The sequence below is a fragment of the Vitreoscilla filiformis genome, from assembly GCF_002222655.1.
GTDB lineage: Bacteria > Pseudomonadota > Gammaproteobacteria > Burkholderiales > Burkholderiaceae_C > Ideonella > Ideonella filiformis.
Window position 1 is genome coordinate 1,168,363 of the sequence record NZ_CP022423.1, and the last position, 19,162, is coordinate 1,187,524.

18 protein-coding genes are annotated in these 19,162 nt (G+C 62.2%); 13 read left to right on the top strand and 5 right to left on the bottom strand.

Going from position 1 to position 19,162, the window contains the following annotated elements; all coding sequences use genetic code 11:
- The first annotated feature begins 308 nt into the window (after positions 1 to 308).
- The 9 genes from VITFI_RS05495 (at position 309) to VITFI_RS05535 (ending at position 7,577) form a co-directional block, all read left to right on the top strand.
- Positions 309 to 692, top strand: a complete 384-nt coding sequence (locus VITFI_RS05495; protein WP_198301636.1) for an ATP synthase subunit I — start codon at positions 309 to 311, stop codon at positions 690 to 692.
- Positions 693 to 710: 18 nt separating this feature from the next.
- Positions 711 to 1,589: a F0F1 ATP synthase subunit A gene (gene atpB, locus VITFI_RS05500; protein WP_089416111.1), complete on the top strand. Its 879-nt coding sequence runs from the start codon at positions 711 to 713 to the stop codon at positions 1,587 to 1,589.
- A 75-nt stretch (positions 1,590 to 1,664) separates the two neighbouring features.
- Complete coding sequence (gene atpE, locus VITFI_RS05505) at positions 1,665 to 1,928, top strand: F0F1 ATP synthase subunit C (protein ID WP_022979952.1); 264 nt, start codon at positions 1,665 to 1,667, stop codon at positions 1,926 to 1,928.
- A gap of 95 nt (positions 1,929 to 2,023) precedes the next feature.
- Positions 2,024 to 2,494, top strand: a complete 471-nt coding sequence (locus VITFI_RS05510) for a F0F1 ATP synthase subunit B (protein ID WP_089416112.1) — start codon at positions 2,024 to 2,026, stop codon at positions 2,492 to 2,494.
- Between the two features lie 2 nt (positions 2,495 to 2,496).
- Complete coding sequence (locus VITFI_RS05515) at positions 2,497 to 3,030, top strand: F0F1 ATP synthase subunit delta (protein WP_089416113.1); 534 nt, start codon at positions 2,497 to 2,499, stop codon at positions 3,028 to 3,030.
- Positions 3,031 to 3,114: 84 nt separating this feature from the next.
- Positions 3,115 to 4,668: a F0F1 ATP synthase subunit alpha gene (gene atpA / locus VITFI_RS05520; protein ID WP_089416114.1), complete on the top strand. Its 1,554-nt coding sequence runs from the start codon at positions 3,115 to 3,117 to the stop codon at positions 4,666 to 4,668.
- Positions 4,669 to 4,738: 70 nt separating this feature from the next.
- The gene (gene atpG / locus VITFI_RS05525; RefSeq protein WP_089416115.1) at positions 4,739 to 5,623 is read left to right on the top strand and encodes a F0F1 ATP synthase subunit gamma; all 885 of its coding nucleotides are present in this window, start codon (positions 4,739 to 4,741) and stop codon (positions 5,621 to 5,623) included.
- Between the two features lie 48 nt (positions 5,624 to 5,671).
- Positions 5,672 to 7,078 carry a F0F1 ATP synthase subunit beta gene (gene atpD / locus VITFI_RS05530; protein ID WP_089416116.1) on the top strand — a complete coding sequence of 469 codons (1,407 nt, stop codon included), beginning with the start codon at positions 5,672 to 5,674 and terminating at the stop codon, positions 7,076 to 7,078.
- A gap of 79 nt (positions 7,079 to 7,157) precedes the next feature.
- Positions 7,158 to 7,577, top strand: coding sequence for a F0F1 ATP synthase subunit epsilon (locus VITFI_RS05535; RefSeq protein WP_089416117.1), 420 nt, complete (start codon positions 7,158 to 7,160; stop codon positions 7,575 to 7,577).
- A gap of 84 nt (positions 7,578 to 7,661) precedes the next feature.
- Here VITFI_RS05535 and VITFI_RS05540 read toward each other — a convergent pair whose 3' ends face one another.
- The 3 genes from VITFI_RS05540 to VITFI_RS05550 are packed head-to-tail and all read right to left on the bottom strand — an operon-like array spanning position 7,662 to position 9,869.
- Positions 7,662 to 8,225, bottom strand: a complete 564-nt coding sequence (locus tag VITFI_RS05540; RefSeq protein WP_089416118.1) for a TPM domain-containing protein — start codon at positions 8,223 to 8,225, stop codon at positions 7,662 to 7,664.
- 6 nt (positions 8,226 to 8,231) lie between these two features.
- Complete coding sequence (locus VITFI_RS05545; protein ID WP_089416119.1) at positions 8,232 to 9,212, bottom strand: TPM domain-containing protein; 981 nt, start codon at positions 9,210 to 9,212, stop codon at positions 8,232 to 8,234.
- A 33-nt stretch (positions 9,213 to 9,245) separates the two neighbouring features.
- A complete protein-coding gene (locus tag VITFI_RS05550; RefSeq protein ID WP_089416120.1) occupies positions 9,246 to 9,869 on the bottom strand; it encodes a LemA family protein in 624 nt (207 codons plus the stop codon).
- A 99-nt stretch (positions 9,870 to 9,968) separates the two neighbouring features.
- On the opposite strand from VITFI_RS05550, the gene hemE reads away from it, so the two are divergent.
- Both hemE and priA read left to right on the top strand, forming a co-directional pair.
- Positions 9,969 to 11,060 (top strand): uroporphyrinogen decarboxylase, encoded by a 1,092-nt coding sequence (gene hemE, locus VITFI_RS05555; protein WP_089416121.1) that lies wholly within the window; start codon positions 9,969 to 9,971, stop codon positions 11,058 to 11,060.
- On the top strand, positions 11,061 to 13,151 hold the full coding sequence (priA, locus tag VITFI_RS05560; RefSeq protein WP_089416122.1) for a replication restart helicase PriA: 2,091 nt from the start codon (positions 11,061 to 11,063) through the stop codon (positions 13,149 to 13,151). It begins immediately after the preceding gene.
- A gap of 60 nt (positions 13,152 to 13,211) precedes the next feature.
- Here priA and VITFI_RS05565 read toward each other — a convergent pair whose 3' ends face one another.
- Both VITFI_RS05565 and VITFI_RS05570 read right to left on the bottom strand, forming a co-directional pair.
- A complete protein-coding gene (locus tag VITFI_RS05565; protein WP_089417983.1) occupies positions 13,212 to 14,972 on the bottom strand; it encodes a cation acetate symporter in 1,761 nt (586 codons plus the stop codon).
- A gap of 38 nt (positions 14,973 to 15,010) precedes the next feature.
- Positions 15,011 to 15,322, bottom strand: coding sequence for a DUF485 domain-containing protein (locus tag VITFI_RS05570; RefSeq protein WP_089416123.1), 312 nt, complete (start codon positions 15,320 to 15,322; stop codon positions 15,011 to 15,013).
- 228 nt (positions 15,323 to 15,550) lie between these two features.
- On the opposite strand from VITFI_RS05570, the gene VITFI_RS05575 reads away from it, so the two are divergent.
- Complete coding sequence (locus VITFI_RS05575) at positions 15,551 to 17,614, top strand: ATP-dependent helicase (RefSeq protein ID WP_198301637.1); 2,064 nt, start codon at positions 15,551 to 15,553, stop codon at positions 17,612 to 17,614.
- Positions 17,615 to 17,699: 85 nt separating this feature from the next.
- Positions 17,700 to 19,160, top strand: a complete 1,461-nt coding sequence (locus tag VITFI_RS05580) for a TAXI family TRAP transporter solute-binding subunit (RefSeq protein ID WP_089416125.1) — start codon at positions 17,700 to 17,702, stop codon at positions 19,158 to 19,160.
- The last annotated feature ends 2 nt before the right edge of the window (positions 19,161 to 19,162 follow it).

Genomic DNA, 19,162 nt, shown 5'->3' on the forward strand with positions numbered 1-19,162 from the left:
CTGCGCGTGGTGCGTGCAATGGTGAGTTGTTGGGGTGGTGAGGTCTGCAAACGCCCTGATTCGGGGAAACCCGCAAGCATACGCACCGGCAATGTGCAAGTAGGGACGAATCCTGTGCGGGGGCATGCCCGGGTTTCTACGTGGTAGCCCGTATAATTTGCGGGTTTTGCCAAACCTCACCTGTGATTTCCATGACCCATGACCGGCCAAACGGCCCCGCCAAAGGCTCCGGTGCATGGGCTGATGAAGAAGATGAGGTCGCAAATCAGCCTATCAAGCCCCTGACGCGAGAAGAAGCGCAGGTCTTGATGGCAAGCAACCCGTCGGTTTCTCCTTGGCGGGTGATTGCGGTGCAAGCCGCAGTCGGGTTGGTGTTGGCTGCCCTGGTGGCGCTGATGTCTGGCTCTGCAAAGATGGCGTGGTCTGCGCTGTATGGTGCAGCCACGGTGGTGGTGCCGGGTGCCTTGATGGCGCGTGGCATGACCAGTCGGCTCTCCAGTTTGACGCCGGCAGTCTCGGCTGTCAGCGTCATGTTGTGGGAGTTCGGCAAGATAGCAGTTTCGGTCGCCATGCTGATGCTGGCGCCCAAAGTGGTGCCCGACCTGAGTTGGCCAGCTTTGCTGGGGACTCTGGTGGTGTGCATCAAGGTGTACTGGGTTGCGCTCTCGTGGCGCGGTCGCAAAAAGAGTTGAACGGACGACGACACAATCATGGCAGCTGAAGGTCACGCCGCAGAACACGGGCCCACCGCGGGCGAGTACATCGTTCACCACCTGACGCACCTGCGCAACAAGGAACTGAATGGCCCCTTCGACTTGACGGTCGTTGCCTGGGACTCGATGTTCTTTTCGATTTTGCTGGGTGTCATTGGTTCTTTCGTGTTGTGGCGCGCCGCTCGCGCCGCGACGTCAGGTGTTCCGGGCCGCTTCCAAGCTGCTGTGGAACTCCTGGTGGAAATGGTGGAGTCCCAAGCCAAGGGCATCGTGCATAACGCACAAAGCCGCAAACTGGTCTCGCCGCTGGCGCTGACGGTGTTCGTCTGGATCTTCCTGCTGAACGCCATGGACTTGCTGCCGGTTGATCTGCTGCCCTTCATCTGGGAAAAGATCGTTGGTGCCACTGGCGGTGATCCGCATCACGCGTACCTGCGCTCCGTGCCGACGGCTGATCTGTCGGTCACCATGGGCCTGTCGCTGTCGGTGCTGATCGTTTGCTTGGTCTACAACGTCAAGATCAAGGGCTTCGGCGGCTGGGTGCATGAACTGTTTGCCGCTCCGTTCGGCGATCACCCGCTGCTGTACCCTTTCAACTTCCTGATGCAGATGATTGAGTTCGTCGCCAAGACCGTGTCGCACGGTATGCGGTTGTTCGGCAACATGTATGCCGGCGAACTGATCTTTCTGCTGATCGCCCTGATGGGTGGTGCTTGGGGCTCGGTCGGTCTGGGTACCGGCATTGGCCTGGCCATCGGTCACATCATTGCAGGCTCCGCCTGGGCGATCTTCCACATCCTGATCATCACGCTGCAAGCCTTCGTGTTCATGATGCTGACGCTGGTGTACATCGGCCAAGCCCACGACTCGCACTGATTCGCAGTGCGCTGATCCAGGATATTTCGTTCCTTTCCCTTTCTCTCTACACAACCTCTCGACTTAGGAGTCACCATGGAAGTCATCAGCTTTGTTGCCCTCGCCGCCGGCCTGATCATCGGTCTGGGTGCTGTCGGTGCTTGTATCGGCATCGGCATCATGGGCAGCAAGTACCTGGAGTCGGCCGCTCGCCAGCCTGAACTGATGGGCGAGCTGCAAACCAAGATGTTCCTGCTGGCCGGCCTGATCGACGCGGCCTTCATTATCGGTACCGGTATCGCCCTGTGGTTCGCTACGGCCAACCCGTTCCTGGGCCAACTCGCCGCCATCGCCAAGTAATTCGGCGCAGGTCGTGTTGAGAGGCCGGGGTGTGGCGCTGTGAGCGCTGCATCCCGTGCCGAAAGTTCCGTCACCGAGATTGAGGCAACAATAAAGTGAGCATCACCGGTACCCTCATCGTCCAGATGATCGTGTTCCTGATCCTGGTCTGGTTCACGATGAAGTTCGTCTGGCCGCCGATCACCGCCGCTCTGGATGAGCGTGCGAAGAAGATCGCCGAAGGTTTGTCTGCCGCCGACAAGGCCAAGGCCGATCTGGCTGAAGCCGACAAGAAAGTCCAAGTTGCCCTGGCCTCCGCCAAGGATGATGCGACCAAGCGTCTGGCTGATGCCGAGCGCCTGGCCCTGCAACTGGTGGAAGAAGCCAAGGCCCGTGCCGCCTCTGAAGGCGCCAAGGTGCTGGCTGCTGCCAAGGCTGAAGCCCAACAAGAATCCGTCAAGGCCCGCGAAGCCCTGCGTGAGCAAGTGGCTGTGCTGGCTGTCAAGGGCGCTGAAGCGATCCTGAAGCGCGAAGTCAATGCCGGCGTACACGCCGATCTTCTGAACCGTCTGAAGACCGAGCTGTAATCATGGCTGAGCTTGCAACCATCGCCCGCCCCTACGCCGAAGCCTTGTTCAAGGCCGTCGGCGCCGACGACGCCAAGGCTTTGGCCGGACAGCTTGAAGCTGTCGGTCAAGTCGCTGGCAATGCCCAGCTGCGCCAATTCGCTGACAGCCCCAAGGTGACGGCGGCCCAGGTGTTCGATCTGGTGGCATCCGTGGCCAAGGTCACGTTGTCGCCCAAGGTCGCCAACCTGCTGTCCGTCGTGATCGAGAACGGCCGCCTGGTGGCACTGCCCGAGGTCGCCGCCCAGTTCCGCGCCCTGGTCAACGCCAGCACGGGCGTGTCTGATGCGATCGTTTACAGCGCCTTTGCGCTGGACGCCGCCCAGCTCGCCGAGGTCGTCGCGACCCTGGAGAAGCGCTTCGGTCGCAAGCTCAACGCCACCGTGGTGGTCGATGAATCCCTCATCGGCGGCATTCGCGTGGTGGTGGGCGACGAGGTGCTGGACACCTCGGTCAAGGCCCGCCTGGAGCAGATGAAGGTCGCCCTCGCCAACTGAGGTCGCATCCATCCCACTCGACGAACTGGCGTATCCATACATCGGCAGCAGGTTTGACCGGCTGCCGCGCTTTCGGAGAAAGCAATGCAACTGAATCCTGCAGAAATTTCGGAACTGATCAAGAGCCGTATCGAAGGCCTGGGCGCCTCGACGGACATCCGCAACCAGGGCACCGTCGTTTCGGTGACCGACGGCATCGTCCGCGTCCACGGCCTGTCCGACGCGATGCAGGGCGAAATGCTGGAATTCCCGGCTGGCAAGGACGGTCAACCCTCCTTCGGCCTGGCCCTGAACCTCGAGCGTGACTCTGTCGGCGCCGTGATTCTGGGCGAATACGAACACATCTCCGAAGGCGACACCGTCAAATGCACGGGCCGCATTCTGGAAGTGCCGGTCGGCCCCGAGCTGATTGGCCGCGTGGTGAACGCGCTGGGCCAGCCGATCGACGGCAAGGGCCCGATCAACGCCAAGATGACGGACGTGATCGAAAAGGTTGCTCCGGGCGTGATCGCACGTAAGTCGGTGGATCAGCCGGTGCAATCCGGTCTGAAGTGTATCGACTCGATGGTGCCCGTTGGCCGTGGCCAGCGTGAGCTGATCATCGGTGACCGCCAAACCGGCAAGACCGCCGTGGCCATCGACGCCATCATCAACCAGAAGGGTCAGAGCATGACCTGCGTCTACGTCGCGATCGGCCAAAAGGCTTCGTCGATCAAGAACGTGGTGCGCGCTCTGGAACAAGCCGGCGCGATGGAATACACCATCGTCGTGGCTGCTTCGGCTTCTGAATCTGCTGCCATGCAGTACGTGTCGGCTTACTCGGGCTGCACGATGGGCGAATACTTCCGCGATCGCGGCCAAGACGCCCTGATCATTTATGACGATCTGTCCAAGCAAGCTGTGGCCTATCGTCAAGTGTCGCTGCTGCTGCGCCGTCCGCCGGGCCGCGAAGCTTTCCCTGGCGATGTGTTCTATCTCCACAGCCGTCTGCTGGAGCGTGCCGCTCGCGTGAACGCCGACTACGTCGAAGAATTCACCAAGGGCGCCGTCAAGGGCAAGACGGGTTCGCTGACCGCACTGCCGATCATCGAAACCCAAGCCGGTGACGTGTCCGCCTTCGTGCCGACCAACGTGATCTCGATCACGGACGGCCAGATCTTCCTGGAAACCAGCCTGTTCAACGCAGGTGTGCGCCCCGCCATCAACGCCGGTATCTCGGTGTCTCGCGTGGGTGGTGCCGCTCAGACCAAGCTGATCAAGTCCCTGTCCGGCGGTATCCGTACCGACTTGGCCCAGTACCGCGAACTGGCTGCTTTCGCACAGTTCGCTTCGGACCTGGACGCTTCGACCAAGAAACAACTGGATCGCGGTGCTCGCGTGACCGAGTTGCTGAAGCAAGCCCAGTACGCCCCGCTGTCGATCAGCCTGATGGCTGCTTCCCTGTACGCCGTGAACAAGGGCTACATGGACAGCGTCGAAGTCAAGCAAGTGCTGGCGTTCGAATCTGGGCTGCACCAGTTCCTGAAGGCCAGCCATGCTGCCCTGCTGACCAAGCTGGAAGCCGACAAGGCCATGGACAAGGCTGCCGAAGAAGAACTGAACGGCGCCATCGCTGCTTTCAAGAAGTCCTTCGCCTGAACCGAGCCACATGGCGAGTGATGCCGGGGCGACCGTCCCGGTATCGCTCCACTGACTAGGAGAAAACGTCATGGCGGTCGGAAAGGAAATTCGCGGCAAGATCAAATCGGTGGAAAACACCAAGAAGATCACCAAGGCCATGGAAATGGTTGCCGCGTCGAAGATGCGCAAGGCGCAAGAGCGGATGCGCAATGCGCGTCCGTACAGCGACAAGATTCGCAACATCACGGCCAACCTGTCGCAGGCGAACCCTGAGTACAAGTCGGCTTACATGCGTGCTGACGGCAAGTCGGGCGTCACCGGTTTCGTCGTGGTCACCACCGACAAGGGCCTGTGCGGCGGTTTGAACACCAACGTGCTGCGCGCCGTCACCAACAAGATGCGCGATGTGCAGACGGCTGGTGGCAAGGTCGAGGCTGTGGCCATCGGCTCCAAGGGTCTGGGTTTCCTGAACCGCGTTGGCGTCAAGGTGATCTCGCAAGCCACCGGTTTGGGCGATGCCCCGCACCTGGAAAAGCTGATCGGCCCCGTCAAGGTGATGCTGGATGCTTTCGTGGCTGGTGAGGTGGATGCGGTGTACCTGTGCTACACCAAGTTCATCAACACCATGAAGCAAGAGCCCGTGGTTGAGCAACTGCTGCCCCTGCCGGCGGCTGCGCTGGAACAGTCGGCTGCCGAGAAGACGGCCTACGGCTGGGACTACCTGTATGAGCCGGATGCTGCTTCCGTCATCGACGAGCTGCTGACCCGCTACATCGAAGCGCTGGTGTACCAGGGCGTGGCCGAAAACATGGCATCTGAGCAATCTGCTCGGATGGTGGCCATGAAGGCTGCGACCGACAACGCGGGCACGCTGATCGGTGAGTTGAAGCTCATCTACAACAAGACCCGCCAGGCTGCCATCACGAAGGAACTCTCCGAAATCGTGAGCGGCGCGGCCGCCATCAGTGGTTGACCGCGGCCCAGCCGCGAACGAATCGAATCAAGATTGAAGGATCTGAAAATGACTCAAGCCCAAGGCAAGATCGTTCAGTGCATCGGCGCCGTGGTGGACGTGGAGTTCCCCCGCAACCAGATGCCCAAGGTGTACGACGCCCTCAAGATGGAAGGCTCGGCCCTGACCCTGGAAGTGCAACAGCAGCTGGGTGACGGCATCGTCCGTACCATTGCGCTGGGTTCCTCCGACGGCCTGCGCCGTGGCGTGATGGTGACCAACACCGGTGCCCCCATCACCGTGCCCGTGGGCAAGGCCACTCTGGGCCGCATCATGGACGTGCTGGGCAACCCGATTGACGAGCGCGGCCCGGTCTCGCAAGAGCTGACCGCCTCGATCCACCGCAAGGCTCCGGCCTACGACGAGCTGAGCCCGTCGCAAGAACTGCTGGAAACCGGCATCAAGGTGATCGACTTGATCTGCCCGTTCGCCAAGGGCGGTAAGGTGGGTCTGTTCGGTGGCGCCGGCGTGGGCAAGACCGTGAACATGATGGAACTCATCAACAACATCGCCAAGGCCCACTCGGGTCTGTCGGTGTTCGCTGGTGTGGGCGAGCGTACCCGTGAGGGCAACGACTTCTATCACGAAATGTCCGATTCGAACGTGGTGGTTCAAGAGAACCTCTCCGAGTCGAAAGTGGCCATGGTCTACGGTCAGATGAACGAGCCTCCGGGCAACCGTCTGCGCGTGGCCCTGACCGGCCTGACCATCGCGGAATCGTTCCGTGACGAAGGCCGTGACGTGCTGTTCTTCGTGGACAACATCTACCGTTACACCCTGGCCGGTACCGAAGTGTCCGCTCTGCTGGGCCGTATGCCTTCCGCCGTGGGCTATCAGCCGACGCTGGCCGAAGAAATGGGCCGTCTGCAAGAGCGTATTACCTCGACCAAGGTCGGCTCGATCACCTCGATCCAAGCCGTGTACGTCCCTGCGGATGACTTGACCGACCCGTCGCCTGCCACCACCTTCGCCCACTTGGACGCCACCGTGGTGCTGTCGCGTGACATCGCCGCCTTGGGTATCTACCCGGCCGTGGATCCGCTGGACTCGACCAGCCGCCAGATCGACCCGCACGTCGTGGGCGAAGAGCACTATGGCACCACCCGTGCCGTGCAAGCCACGCTGCAACGCTACAAAGAACTGCGCGACATCATCGCGATTCTGGGCATGGACGAACTGTCGCCGGAAGACAAGCTGGCCGTGGCTCGCGCCCGGAAGATCCAGCGTTTCCTGTCGCAGCCGTTCCACGTTGCCGAAGTGTTCACCGGTTCGCCGGGCAAGTACGTGCCGCTGAAGGAAACCATCCGTGGTTTCAAGATGATCGTGGCTGGCGAGTGCGATCACCTGCCCGAGCAGGCCTTCTACATGGTCGGCACCATCGACGAAGCCTTCGAAAAGGCCAAGAAGCTTCAGTAATGAGCCGTTGGCGGCCAGTGCCTTGGGTGCAGGCCGCCCCCGCTTTGCATTGAACCTTCCAACCTGAAAGACATCGAGCATGGCAACCATCCACGTTGACGTCGTGTCGGCCGAGGAGTCGATCTTCTCGGGCGAGGCGAAATTCGTCGCGCTGCCGGGCGAAGCGGGTGAACTGGGCATCCTGCCGCGTCACACCCCGCTGATCACCCGCATCAAGCCGGGCGCGGTGCGCATCGAGCGTGCTGACAACGGAGAGGAAGAGTTCGTCTTCGTCGCCGGTGGCATCCTGGAAGTGCAGCCCCACTGCGTGACCGTTCTGGCCGACACCGCCATTCGCGGCCACGATCTGGACGAGGCCAAGGCCACTGAAGCCAAGAAGCTGGCTGAAGAAGCCCTGGGCAACGCCAAGAGCGACATCGATCTGGCCCTGGCCCAGAGCGAGTTCGCCATGATGGCTGCGCAACTGGCCGCCATCCAGAAGCTGCGCAAGTCCCGCTGATTGGGACGCAGGCGGGCGGACGCGCCAGCCTGTGTTTCCCACCCGACCCACCCTCGGCTTATTGCCGGCGGTGGGTTTTGTTTTTTAGCGCAGATCGGGTGAATTGGGCAGCTCGTTGCGTGGTGCCACGCCATGCGCTGGCGGGAAAAACTCACTGAGCCAAGCGGTGACCTGGTCGAGTGCCAAATCCAAGCCAGCTTCAAACGCGCCTTGGCGAAACTGCTCGGACATGCGCCGCGTCAAGTCCTGCCACTGCTCGGGGTGGATGTGCTGACTCAGGCCACGATCGGCGACGATTTCAATGGCTCGATCGGCCAGCAGCAGGTAAATGAGCACGCCGTTGTTGTACTCGGTGTCCCAGACGCGCAACTTGCCGAACAGGGTGATGGCACGTGTGCGGGCTGGAACATCGTGGCGCAGGTAGCGCCATGGCAAGCCTGCTTCGATGGACAAGCGGATTTCGCCTTGATGCTGGCGTTCACTGTCGGCGATGTGGCGGTGCAGCCGTTGGAGGGCACCCGATCCGAGTAGCCGAGGGATGTCGCGTCGATCCAACTGGCGGTGCCGAAGGATGCGGGCACACCGTCGTCGCCATGCCGACAAGCAGGCCACGAGGGACGGGAAAAAGTTGCTAAAGCGTTGCTGCATGCCCACTCACCAGTCACCGGAGGCGCCACCGCCACCGAAGTCACCGCCACCGCCCGAAGAAAAACTGTCAAAACTTCCGCCACTGTCGCTGCTGGAGCCGCCGCCCCATCCGCCAGTGACGATCGGGCTGGATCGACTGCCGCTGGGGTTGGCATGTAAGCTCGTGCCCCGGTCGGCCAACCGCAGGCGAACCACGGCAAAGGCCACCAAGGCACCCAACACCATCACCCACCAAGAGGCATCCAGACGATGCAGTGCCATGGGGGCGACAGCGCCGCTCACCCAGCTCGCGCCAGTGCGCCCCATGATGCTGGAGAGCACCTGTCCGCCGGCGACCGCCATCATGGCCACCACGAAAAGCAAAAACACCCCGTCTATAGCCTCTCCGTCATCCCGGGCTGTGGGAGCTCCGGGAGGCGGCACCTCCCCATGCAGGCGCTTGCGCAATGCCTCAACCGTGGCTTGCAGCCCTTGCGCGTACTGACCGGAGCGGAAAGCGGGGCGAATCACCTGATCGATGATCTGCCGAGCGGCCAGGTCTGGAATGGCGCCTTCCAGTGCTTTGGCCACCTCGATGCGAACACGCCGATCATCACGAGCCACCACGATCAGCACGCCATCGCCCACGTCGCGGCGGCCAATCTTCCAAGCGTCTGCCACCCGCCAGGCATAGGCGGCGATGTCCTCGGGCGCCGTGCGTTTCACCAGCAGAATCACCATCTGGCTGCCCGTTTGCACTTCGACCTCCGCCAACTGGCGGCTGAGGGCCTGTTGCTGCTCAGTGCTCAACGTATCGCCGGTTTGGTCGATCACGCGGCCACTGAGTGTGGGGATCGGTTGAACTTCGGTGTCTGCTGGCGCCGAGGCGGTTTGGGCGTGTGCCCCGCCCCACAACAGCAACGCCATGATGGCAACGACCCCGCCACGCGACCAGCGCTGACGCGGGGGACAGTACCCTGAAAAAAGCAGCAAGAGGGCAGCGATCATGCAAGACGCCTGTGGGCAGCGAAGGCTCTGAGCTTACCGTGAGGCAGCCGGGGTGGGTTTGCCAAAATCAACCTTGGGTGGGGTTGCCAGGGCGCGTTCGTCTTCGACGGTGAAGCTGGGTTTGACGGCGTAGCTGAATGCCATGGCCGTCAAGTTGGTGGGGAAGCTTCGAGCCAGGACGTTGTACTCCTGCACCGTTTTGATGTAACGATTGCGTGCCACCGTGATGCGGTTTTCGGTGCCTTCGAGCTGGACGCGCAAATCCTGAAAACCTTGGTTGGCCTTGAGTGTGGGATAACGTTCACTGACCACCATCAAGCGGCTCAAAGCACTGCCCAACTGCCCCTGCGCCGCTTGGAAGCGTTGCAAGGCTTGCGGGTCGTTCAGCACCTCCGGGGTGAGCTGGATCGAGGTGGCTTTGGCGCGGGCCTCGATCACACGGGTCAAGGTTTCTTGTTCGAACCCGGCTTCACCTTGCACCGTGGCCACCACGTTGGGGATCAGGTCGGCACGGCGCTGGTACTGGTTGAGAACCTCCGCCCAGGCGGCCTTGCTTTGTTCGTCCAGTTGTTGGAATTGGTTGTAGCCACAGCCGGACAGTGTCAAGCTGCTGGCCAAGACCCAGCCCAACAACCCTGAAGTGCGAAGAGAGCGCATGAAACATCCTTTCGATGAGAGTGCCGAATCCGGCACATGTTGACATGACCCCTATGGGGATGGGTGGACAGCCGTCAGAGGCGTCGATAATCGTCCCCCATGTTTGCACCGCTCACCAACGACACCTTCTTGCGCGCCTGCCTGCGCCAGCCGACCGACCACACGCCGATTTGGCTGATGCGCCAAGCCGGGCGCTACTTGCCGGAATACTGCGCCACACGAGCCCGGGCTGGCAGTTTCATGGGTCTGGCCACGAATGTGGATTACGCCACCGAGGTGACGTTGCAACCGCTGGAGCGCTACCCGCTGGATGCCGCGATTTTGTTTTCGGACATCCTCACGGTGCCGGATGCGATGGGGCTGGGCCTGTCGTTCCAGCAGGGTGAAGGCCCGAAGTTCGCCAAGGTGGTGCGCGACGAGGCCGCTGTGGCCGAGCTGGCCGTGCCCGACATGGAGAAGCTGCGTTATGTGTTCGATGCCGTGACATCGATTCGCAAGGCGCTGAATGGCCGGGTGCCGCTGATCGGCTTCTCGGGCAGCCCGTGGACGCTGGCCTGTTACATGGTCGAAGGCGGTGGGTCGGATGACTACCGCAAGGTCAAGAGCCTGATGTACGCCCGCCCCGATCTGATGCATCGCATCCTGACGGTGAACGCCGATGCCGTGGCCGCCTACCTCAACACCCAGATCGACGCCGGCGCCCAGGCGGTGATGGTGTTTGACAGTTGGGGTGGGGTGCTGGCCGATGGCGCGTTCCAGCAGTTCTCGTTGGCCTACACCCGTCGCGTGGTGCAACAGTTGCAGCGCGAGAAGGACGGGCAGCGCATCCCGGTGATCGTGTTCACCAAGGGCGGTGGGTTGTGGTTGGAGCAGATCGCCGAGGTCGGGGCCGACGTGTTGGGGCTCGATTGGACGATGAGCCTGGGCCGTGCCCGCGCCCTGGTGGGTGACCGGGTGGCTTTGCAAGGCAACCTTGATCCAAATGTGCTGTTTGCGCCGCCGGAGGTTGTCGCTGCCGAAGGGGTGAAGGTGCTGGAAGCTTTTGGCCGTCCGCAACGCGCCGATGGTACGTGGGACGGGCACATTTTCAACTTGGGTCACGGCATCAGCCAGTTCACCCCGCCTGAGCATGTAAGCGCCTTGGTCGAGGCGGTGCATGCGCATTCGCGGCGCCAGCGTCAACCGGCCTGAGTGAGCGCGGAGCGGCCTGCGCGTTGGCGCATCGCGGTCGATGCGCCGCAGCACGTCGGCCTGGGTGATTGGCTGGATTACGTCACCGATCTGGCGTTGCAGCCGGGGCAGTTGGTGCGCGTTCCCCTGGGGCAGCGCGAGGTGCTGGGGGTGGTGTGGGCGCCAGTGCCCTCCGATGCGCCGGTGCCCCCGGGGGTCACGCTGCGGGCGGTGACGCAGGTGTTGGCGCACCTGTCGCCGCTGCCCGAGCGTTGGCGTCAATTGGTGGCGTTCACGGCGCGGTATTACCAGCGTTCTCTCGGCGAGGTCGCCCTGGCGGTGCTGCCGCCGGAGCTGCGCAAGCTCGACGATGGCGCGCTCCAAAAAAAACAGGCCCGATGGTGCAAGAAGCCCCCCATCTCCGCAAACGCTGGGGTGGATGATGCGCTCGGGCCCGCGTTGACCCCCGAGCAGCACGCCGCTGGGGTGGCGCTGGAAGCTGCGCTGCACGCACCAGAACCCGGGTGTTACGTGCTGCACGGTGTCACGGGGAGCGGCAAGACCGAGGTGTATCTGCGTGCGGCGCAGCAAGCGTTGGCGCTGGGGCGCCAAGTGCTGGTGCTGGTGCCCGAGATCAACCTCACGCCGCAGTTGGAGGCGCGGTTCATGGCGCGCTTTCCGGGGCGGTGTGTCGTCGCGCTGCACAGCGGGCTGACGCCGGCGCAGCGTCTGAAACACTGGTGTTTGGCCCACCAAGGGGCAGCCGATTTGGTGCTGGGCACGCGCTTGGCGCTGTTTGGGTCACTGCCCCGGTTGGGCCTGATCGTGGTCGATGAGGAGCACGATCCGAGTTACAAACAGCAGGACGGCGCACGTTACTCCGCCCGCGATCTGGCGGTCTACCGGGGACGGCTGGACAAAGTGCCGGTGGTGCTGGGGTCGGCCACACCCTCGCTGGAAAGTTGGCACCATGCGCAAACCGGGCGCTATCGCCTGTTGACGATGGCCGAACGCATTGGCCAGGCTCGACTGCCCCGTGTGCGCATTCTCGACATGACCCTGGCCCCACCGAGGGCACCGAACCAGCCGCCTCCTGTGCTGGCCAAGCCGCTGCTGGACGCCATCCGCGAACGCATGGCGCGTGGGGAGCAAAGCCTGCTGTTCCTGAACCGGCGGGGCTTTGCACCGGTGTTGCAATGCCAGTGCGGCTGGCGCAGCGGGTGTCCGCATTGCAGTGCGTTTCGGGTGTTTCACAAGCTCGACCGCACGTTGCGCTGCCACCACTGCGGCTTCACCGAGCGCGTACCGGCTGCCTGCCCGGATTGCGGCAACCTGGACATCCAGCCCATCGGGCGAGGCACCGAGCGCCTAGAAGAGCAGGTGGCCGAGTTGTTGCCCGAGGCCCGCGTGGCGCGCATCGATGCCGACACCACCCGCCTCAAAGGCACGCTGGAGCAGCAGCTCGCGGCGGTGCATGCGGGGGAGGTGGACATTCTGGTCGGCACCCAAATGATCACCAAGGGGCACGACTTTCGGCGTGTGACCCTGGTTGCGGCTGTGAATCCGGACAGCGCGTTGTACGCCGCTGACTTCCGGGCGCCCGAGCGCTTGTTCGCCAGTCTGATGCAAGCGGCGGGGCGGGCGGGGCGTGATGCGGCGGTGGCCTCAGAGGCGGAAATGTGGATCCAAACCTGGACACCCGCCCACGCGCTGTTTGCTGCCCTCAAACGGCATGACTTTGCGGCGTTCGCGGCACATCAATTGGCCGAACGGGAGATGGCGGGGCTGCCGCCGTTTGCCCATCTGGCGCTGTTACGGTGCGAGGCCCGGGAGCCCGAGGCCGCCGAAGGTTTTTTGCAGGCTGCGCGTGACGTCGCACAAGCCATGCTGGACGCCCATCCCGATGCGGCGGCTGAGTTGATGCTGTACGCCCCAGTGCCACCGGCCATCGCCAAGGTGGCAGGTTTTGAGCGGCGCCAGATGCTGGTGGAAGCCAGTGCGCGGCCCTGGCTCCAGCAGTTGTTGGCCCAGTGGTTACCGCAGTTGCATGCGCTGCGTGCGCAGTTCAAGGTGGTGCGGTGGGCGGTGGATGTGGATCCGCTGTCGATTTGAGTAAAAAAAATCGCCCGGCAAGGCCGGGCGATTTCATGGGGAGGTTACGTCAGGTGGGGATCAGTGACCCGAAGCACCCGCAGCACCCAGACCGGTTTCCGAACGCACTTGTTGTGCTTCGAAGTCGGCACGTTCCTTCTTGGCTTGGTCGCTGTTGTCCAGGATGGAGAACAGCCACACGCCCACGAAGCCGATGGTCATCGAGAACAGAGCCGGCGAGCTGTATTGGAACCAGGCCGAGCCCTTCGGGTAACCCAGGGTGGCTTCCCACACAGCCGGGGACACCACGGTCAGGGCCACCGAGCTGAACAAGCCCAAGAAGCCACCGATCACGGCACCCTTGGTCGTGCAGCCCTTCCACATCATCGACAGGAACAGCACCGGGAAGTTGGCCGAAGCAGCGATCGCGAAGGCCAGCGACACCATGAAGGCGATGTTCTGCTTCTCGAAGGCAATGCCCAGCGTCACAGCCAGAGCGCCCAGGGCCAGGGTGGTGATGCGCGAGACCTTCAGTTCCGAAGCGCTGTCAGCCTTGCCTTGCTTGAAGACGGTGGCGTACAGGTCATGCGACACCGCCGAAGCGCCCGACAGCGTCAGACCGGCAACCACCGCCAGGATGGTGGCGAAGGCCACAGCCGAGATGAAGCCGAAGAACACGTCACCGCCGACCACCTTGGCCACCAGCACAGCCGCCATGTTGGCACCGCCCTTGATGGCACCCTTGGCATCCAAGAACTCCGGATTGGTCAGCACCATGGTCATGGCACCGAAACCGATGATGAAGATCAGGATGTAGAAGTAGCCGATCCAGGTGGTGGCCCAGAACACCGACTTGCGGGCTTCCTTGGCATCAGGCACCGTGAAGAAGCGCATCAGGATGTGCGGCAGACCCGCAGTACCGAACATCAGCGCCATGCCGAAGCTGATGGCAGAGACCGGATCCTTGATGAAACCGCCCGGGCCCATGATGGACAGGCCGTTCTTCTCCGGGTTCATGGCTTCGGCAGCGCTGGCCATCTTGGCAGCGCTGGCAGCCAGTTCTGGCGTGGATGCAGCCGCAGCAGCACTGGCCGCTGCCGCGATGGCGGCGGTCTTGGCGGTTGCAGCCAGGGCCGTCTTCACTTCAACGCCCTTGGCGAACAGCGCTTCCGGCGAGAAACCGAACTGCGCCATCACCATGATGGCCATGAACGTCACGCCCGACAGCAGCAAGCAGGCCTTGATGATCTGCACCCAGGTGGTCGCGGTCATGCCACCGAAGAGCACGTAGACCATCATCAGCACGCCCACCAGCACCACGGCCATCCAGTAGTCCAGGCCGAACAGCAGCTTGATCAGCGAGCCGGCACCCACCATCTGGGCGATCAGGTAGAAGGCCACCACCACCAGCGTGCCGGAAGCAGCGAAGGCGCGGATCGGGGTTTGCTTGAAGCGGTAACCGGCCACGTCGGCGAAGGTGAACTTGCCGAGGTTACGCAGGCGCTCTGCCATCAAGAAGGTGATGATGGGCCAGCCGACCAAGAAGCCGATCGAGTAGATCAGGCCATCGTAGCCCGAGGCCATCACGGCTGCCGAGATGCCCAGGAACGAGGCGGCGGACATGTAGTCCCCCGCGATCGCCAGGCCGTTCTGGAAGCCGGTGATGCCGCCGCCGCCGGTGTAGAAGTCAGCAGCCGAGCGGGTCTTGGCAGCGGCCCATTTGGTGATCCAGAGGGTGCCCGCCACGAAGATGGCGAACATCATGATGGCGGTCCAGTTGGTCGCCTGCTTGGTGGTCTGGCCCAGGTCAGCGCCTGCTGCCAGCACAGAGCCGGCGGCCATCAGGCCGCCGATCAGTGCGAGAAATTGGGTAGTGCGCTTCACTTGTTGACTTCCTCGGCCAGGATTTGCTTGGTCAGTTCGTCGTACTCGCTGTTGGCGCGACGCACGTAGATGCCCGTGATCACGATAGTGAACACGATCACACCCATGCCGATGGGGATGCCGATGGTGGTGACACCACTGCCCAACGGTTGTGCCAGAAACGACTTGTTGAAAGCAATCAGGGCGATGTAGCCGTAATAAACGACCAGCATCAGGATCGTCAGCATCCAGCCGAACGAACTGCGCTTGGCTTTGAGTTGTTGGTATTTCGGATTCTTCTGAATCCGGGCGACCACAGGATCGGTCATTTGTCTCACTCCTCCGGAGAAGGTTGAACACCGGCCAGCAGTCGGGGACGAACTGCTGCTTGCAGGCCTGTGTATAAATTGACTCTGACCGCTGGCTGACCCGTTCTATAACGTTGCAATGATGTAATTGATAAATCGCAATTGGAAGAAGTGTCATGAAAATGACGCCTAAGCCGGGGGTTTTCGCGGCATTTCGCTATCATCGTCGCCCTTCTCTCCAGGTTCACCATGTCTCAGACCGTTTCTGTCCCCGCTACCCTCAACCCCGCGCAGATGGAGGCGGTCAACTACCTCTCAGGGCCTTCCCTGGTGCTGGCAGGGGCCGGATCAGGGAAAACACGGGTCATCACTTACAAGATTGCTCGGCTTTTACTGACGGGCATGCTGCCCCGGCGCATCGCCGCCATCACCTTCACCAACAAAGCGGCGCTGGAAATGCGTGAGCGCGCCCGAGATTTGGTTGGCAAGATGGCCAAAGATTTGGCCATCAGCACGTTCCACAGCCTGGGTGTGCGGATGCTGCGTGAGGATGGTGAGCGCTTAGGGCTGAAGCCGCAGTTCTCTATCCTGGATGCGGATGATGTGTTAGGCGTGTTGCGTGATGCTGGCAGTTGCACCGATAACAAACTGGCCCGCCAATGGCAGTGGACGATCAGCTTGTGGAAAAACCAAGGGTTGAACAGCGATCAGGCTTTGGCGGCAGCCGCCAATGACGAGGAACAGGTGGCCGCCAAAGTCATGAAGCTGTACGAAGAGCGCCTGACGGCCTATCAGGCGGTGGACTTTGACGACCTCATCAGCCTGCCCTTGAAACTGTTGCGCACCGATGAAGAAGCCCGCGCCAAGTGGCAACGCCAGTTCGGCCACATCTTGGTGGACGAGTACCAAGACACCAATGCCGTGCAATACGAGTTGCTGAAGTGTTTGGTGGATCACCCCGACGCACAACGGCGCGGCATGTTCACGGCGGTGGGCGACGATGACCAAAGCATCTACGGTTGGCGCGGCGCCACCATCGAAAACCTGCGGCGGTTGCCAGAAGATTTTCCGCAGCTCAAGGTGATTCCGTTGGAGCAGAACTACCGCTCGACTTGCGCCATCTTGCGGGCAGCCAACGAGGTGATCGCGGCCAATCCCAAGCTGTTCCCCAAAAAGCTGTGGAGCGACAAAGGCGAGGGCGAGCCCGTGCGCGTGATGGCGTGCGACAGCGAAGAACATGAAGCCGAGCGGGCCGTGGCGCGCATCCAAGCTTTGCGGGCGCAAGACCCGAAACTGGCCTTCAGCGATTTTGCGGTGCTGTACCGCACCAATTTTCAATCGCGGATCTTGGAGCAGAAACTGCGTGCGGCCCAGGTGCCCTACAAGGTGTCGGGGGGGCAGAGTTTTTTCGACCGGGCAGAAATCAAAGATCTGTGCGCTTGGCTGCGCTTGTTGGTGAACCAAGACGACGATCCCGCGTTTTTGCGCGCCGTGACCACGCCCAAGCGAGGCATCGGTCACACCACATTGGGCAAGTTGGGTGAGTTTTCGGCGCGGTGGAAGGTGAGTTTGTTTGAAGCGCTGTTCTCGGAGAGCTTGACGGCCAGCTTGGGTGCCAAAGCCCTCGGTGGGCTGCATGAGTTTGGTCGTTACGTCAACGAGCTGGAATACAAAGCCCGGCACACCCAGGGCAGCGAGGCGGCGCGGGCCTTGCTGCTGGCGTGGCTCCAAGACATCGGCTACGAGCAGCACCTCTACGACAGCGAGGACAGCAGCAAACTCGCCGCTGCACGCTGGACGAACGTGCTCGACTTTGTCGAATGGGTGGCCAAACGCTGCGGGGGCGACATTGAAGCCGATGGCGGCGCCACCTTCGAAAGCGAACAAAAAACCGTGCTGGATGTGGCGCAAACCATCAGTGTCATCCTCAGCTTGGCCGAGCGTGGGGAGGAGCAGGATGTGGTCACCCTCACCACCTTGCACGCTTCCAAAGGTTTGGAGTGGCCGCATGTCGTGCTGGCGGGGGTGAACGAAGGCATCCTGCCTTTCAAGAGCGAGGGCGAGGACATGACGCCGCAACGCCTCGAAGAAGAACGCCGTTTGATGTACGTGGGCATCACCCGGGCTCAAAAGTCGTTGGTGGTGAGCACGCTGCGCCGGCGCAAGAAGGGGCGTGAAATCGTTGCGGGGGTGCCCAGTCGTTTCATCGCCGAAATGAAGCTCGACCAAGTGCCACAGGCCGAAGATCCGAAAGAGCGGCTCAAGCGACTGCGGGCCGATTTGGCAGCCCGGGTCGCGCAGAAACCAGTGTGATGGGCACAAGTGCTTCACAGACGGGCGTTAGCCTGTCGGCCCGTTGTGAAAAACCAAAGCGTGCTGCAAAAGCAGGGGGTGTGTGATGAACCGTGTGCGGTTGTGGGTGTCGGCCTTGATGGATTGGCTGCCGACGCTGGGTGGGTTTGTCGTGGTGGTGGCGCTGTCGTTGGGGCTGTCCTTCTGGTGGCTCGATCCCATGCCCCCTCGAAAATTGGTGCTGGCCACGGCCACCGAGCAGAGCGCTTACCACGTCTTGGGTCAGCAGTACCGGGACATGCTGCGCGCCTACGGGGTGGAGGTCGATGTCAAAGTGACCGGCGGGACAGCGCAAAACCTTCACCAATTGATGGGGGATGAAACTCGCGTGGATGTGGCGTTTCTACAAGGGGGCGTCGCGCACGCCGTCCTTCCTCAGAGCCAAGAAGGGGCCATGGGGGGGCTGACGTCACTCGGCGGGCTGTTTGTGGAGCCGGTTTGGGTGTTCTATCGGGAGGACAGTGCCATTCGGTTGCTGGGCGGGTGTCAGGACGGGGCTTCGAAAGAAGATGGACGGACGCAACCGGGTGCGCGCCGCGTCAAACTGCAACTGGCCGCTGCTTCTGTGCCGACACCCGGCAAAGTGGTGGCCGATCAGTGTGGGGTGCTGCCTGGCTTGCACGCTTTGAGAGGATGGCGTGTCAACGTGGGTGTGGAAGGCAGCGGCCCCCAGGTGCTGAGTCAGCAACTGCTGGCGGCTGTGGGTTTGGGGCCGAACGATTTGACTTTGTCCCACTTGGCCAACACGCCGGGGGTGGTTTCGTTGCTGGAGGGGCGCCAAGATGCCATGGTGTTCGTGTCAGCGCCGGACGCCCCCCTGATTCAGATGTTGTTGCAAACCCCCGGCATCCGCCTGATGGCGTTTGAGCAAGCGCAGGCGTTCACCCGCAAGCTGCCTTTTTTGAGTGCGGTCACCTTGCCGCGTGGTGTCGTTGACTTGGGGCGTGACTTGCCGGCACAGGAAGTGCCCCTCATTGCGACCACCGCCACGCTGGTGGCCCGCGAAGGGGTGCATCCTGCCTTGATCCAGTTGCTGATGCAGGCCGCAGCCCGCGTCCATGGCCGCTCGGGATGGTTTGCCAACGCGGGGGAGTTCCCACGTTCCGAACGTTCGTTCTTCCCGTTGTCCGACGAGGCGGCGCGTTACTACAAGAGTGGCCGTCCGTGGTTACAGCGCTATCTGCCGTTTTGGTTGAGCAACCTGGTGGATCGCATGTGGGTCATGATGCTGTCGATCATGGTGGTGCTGATCCCGCTGTCGCGCCTGGTGCCGCCGCTGTACGTGTTCCAAGTGCGCTCGCGCATCTTCCGCTGGTATGCCCGTCTGCGGGAAGTGGAAACCGCCAGCGCACAACCCAACGCCGATGTGTCGGCGTTGTTGTCCAATTTGCAGGAGCTGGAGCGCACGGCGGCGTCCATTCAGGTGCCGCTGTCCTACACCGAGGAGCTGTATGCCCTGCGCCAGCACATCGACATGGTGCGGGAGCGCATCACCAAGTCTGCCTGAGC

Excerpts from the sequence above, each read along its gene's own strand:
- atpB (WP_089416111.1), top strand. The coding sequence starts at position 711 with ATGGCAGCTGAAGGTCACGCCGCAGAACACGGGCCCACCGCGGGCGAG.
- VITFI_RS05540 (WP_089416118.1), bottom strand. The coding sequence starts at position 8,225 with ATGCAGCAACGCTTTAGCAACTTTTTCCCGTCCCTCGTGGCCTGCTTG.
- VITFI_RS05580 (WP_089416125.1), top strand. The coding sequence starts at position 17,700 with ATGAACCGTGTGCGGTTGTGGGTGTCGGCCTTGATGGATTGGCTGCCG.
- atpG (WP_089416115.1), top strand. The coding sequence starts at position 4,739 with ATGGCGGTCGGAAAGGAAATTCGCGGCAAGATCAAATCGGTGGAAAAC.
- VITFI_RS05515 (WP_089416113.1), top strand. The coding sequence starts at position 2,497 with ATGGCTGAGCTTGCAACCATCGCCCGCCCCTACGCCGAAGCCTTGTTC.
- atpA (WP_089416114.1), top strand. The coding sequence starts at position 3,115 with ATGCAACTGAATCCTGCAGAAATTTCGGAACTGATCAAGAGCCGTATC.
- VITFI_RS05545 (WP_089416119.1), bottom strand. The coding sequence starts at position 9,212 with ATGATCGCTGCCCTCTTGCTGCTTTTTTCAGGGTACTGTCCCCCGCGT.
- VITFI_RS05575 (WP_198301637.1), top strand. The coding sequence starts at position 15,551 with ATGTCTCAGACCGTTTCTGTCCCCGCTACCCTCAACCCCGCGCAGATG.
- hemE (WP_089416121.1), top strand. The coding sequence starts at position 9,969 with ATGTTTGCACCGCTCACCAACGACACCTTCTTGCGCGCCTGCCTGCGC.
- VITFI_RS05535 (WP_089416117.1), top strand. The coding sequence starts at position 7,158 with ATGGCAACCATCCACGTTGACGTCGTGTCGGCCGAGGAGTCGATCTTC.
- VITFI_RS05565 (WP_089417983.1), bottom strand. The coding sequence starts at position 14,972 with ATGGCCGCCGGCTCTGTGCTGGCAGCAGGCGCTGACCTGGGCCAGACC.
- atpD (WP_089416116.1), top strand. The coding sequence starts at position 5,672 with ATGACTCAAGCCCAAGGCAAGATCGTTCAGTGCATCGGCGCCGTGGTG.
- VITFI_RS05495 (WP_198301636.1), top strand. The coding sequence starts at position 309 with ATGGCAAGCAACCCGTCGGTTTCTCCTTGGCGGGTGATTGCGGTGCAA.
- atpE (WP_022979952.1), top strand. The coding sequence starts at position 1,665 with ATGGAAGTCATCAGCTTTGTTGCCCTCGCCGCCGGCCTGATCATCGGT.
- VITFI_RS05550 (WP_089416120.1), bottom strand. The coding sequence starts at position 9,869 with ATGCGCTCTCTTCGCACTTCAGGGTTGTTGGGCTGGGTCTTGGCCAGC.
- VITFI_RS05570 (WP_089416123.1), bottom strand. The coding sequence starts at position 15,322 with ATGACCGATCCTGTGGTCGCCCGGATTCAGAAGAATCCGAAATACCAA.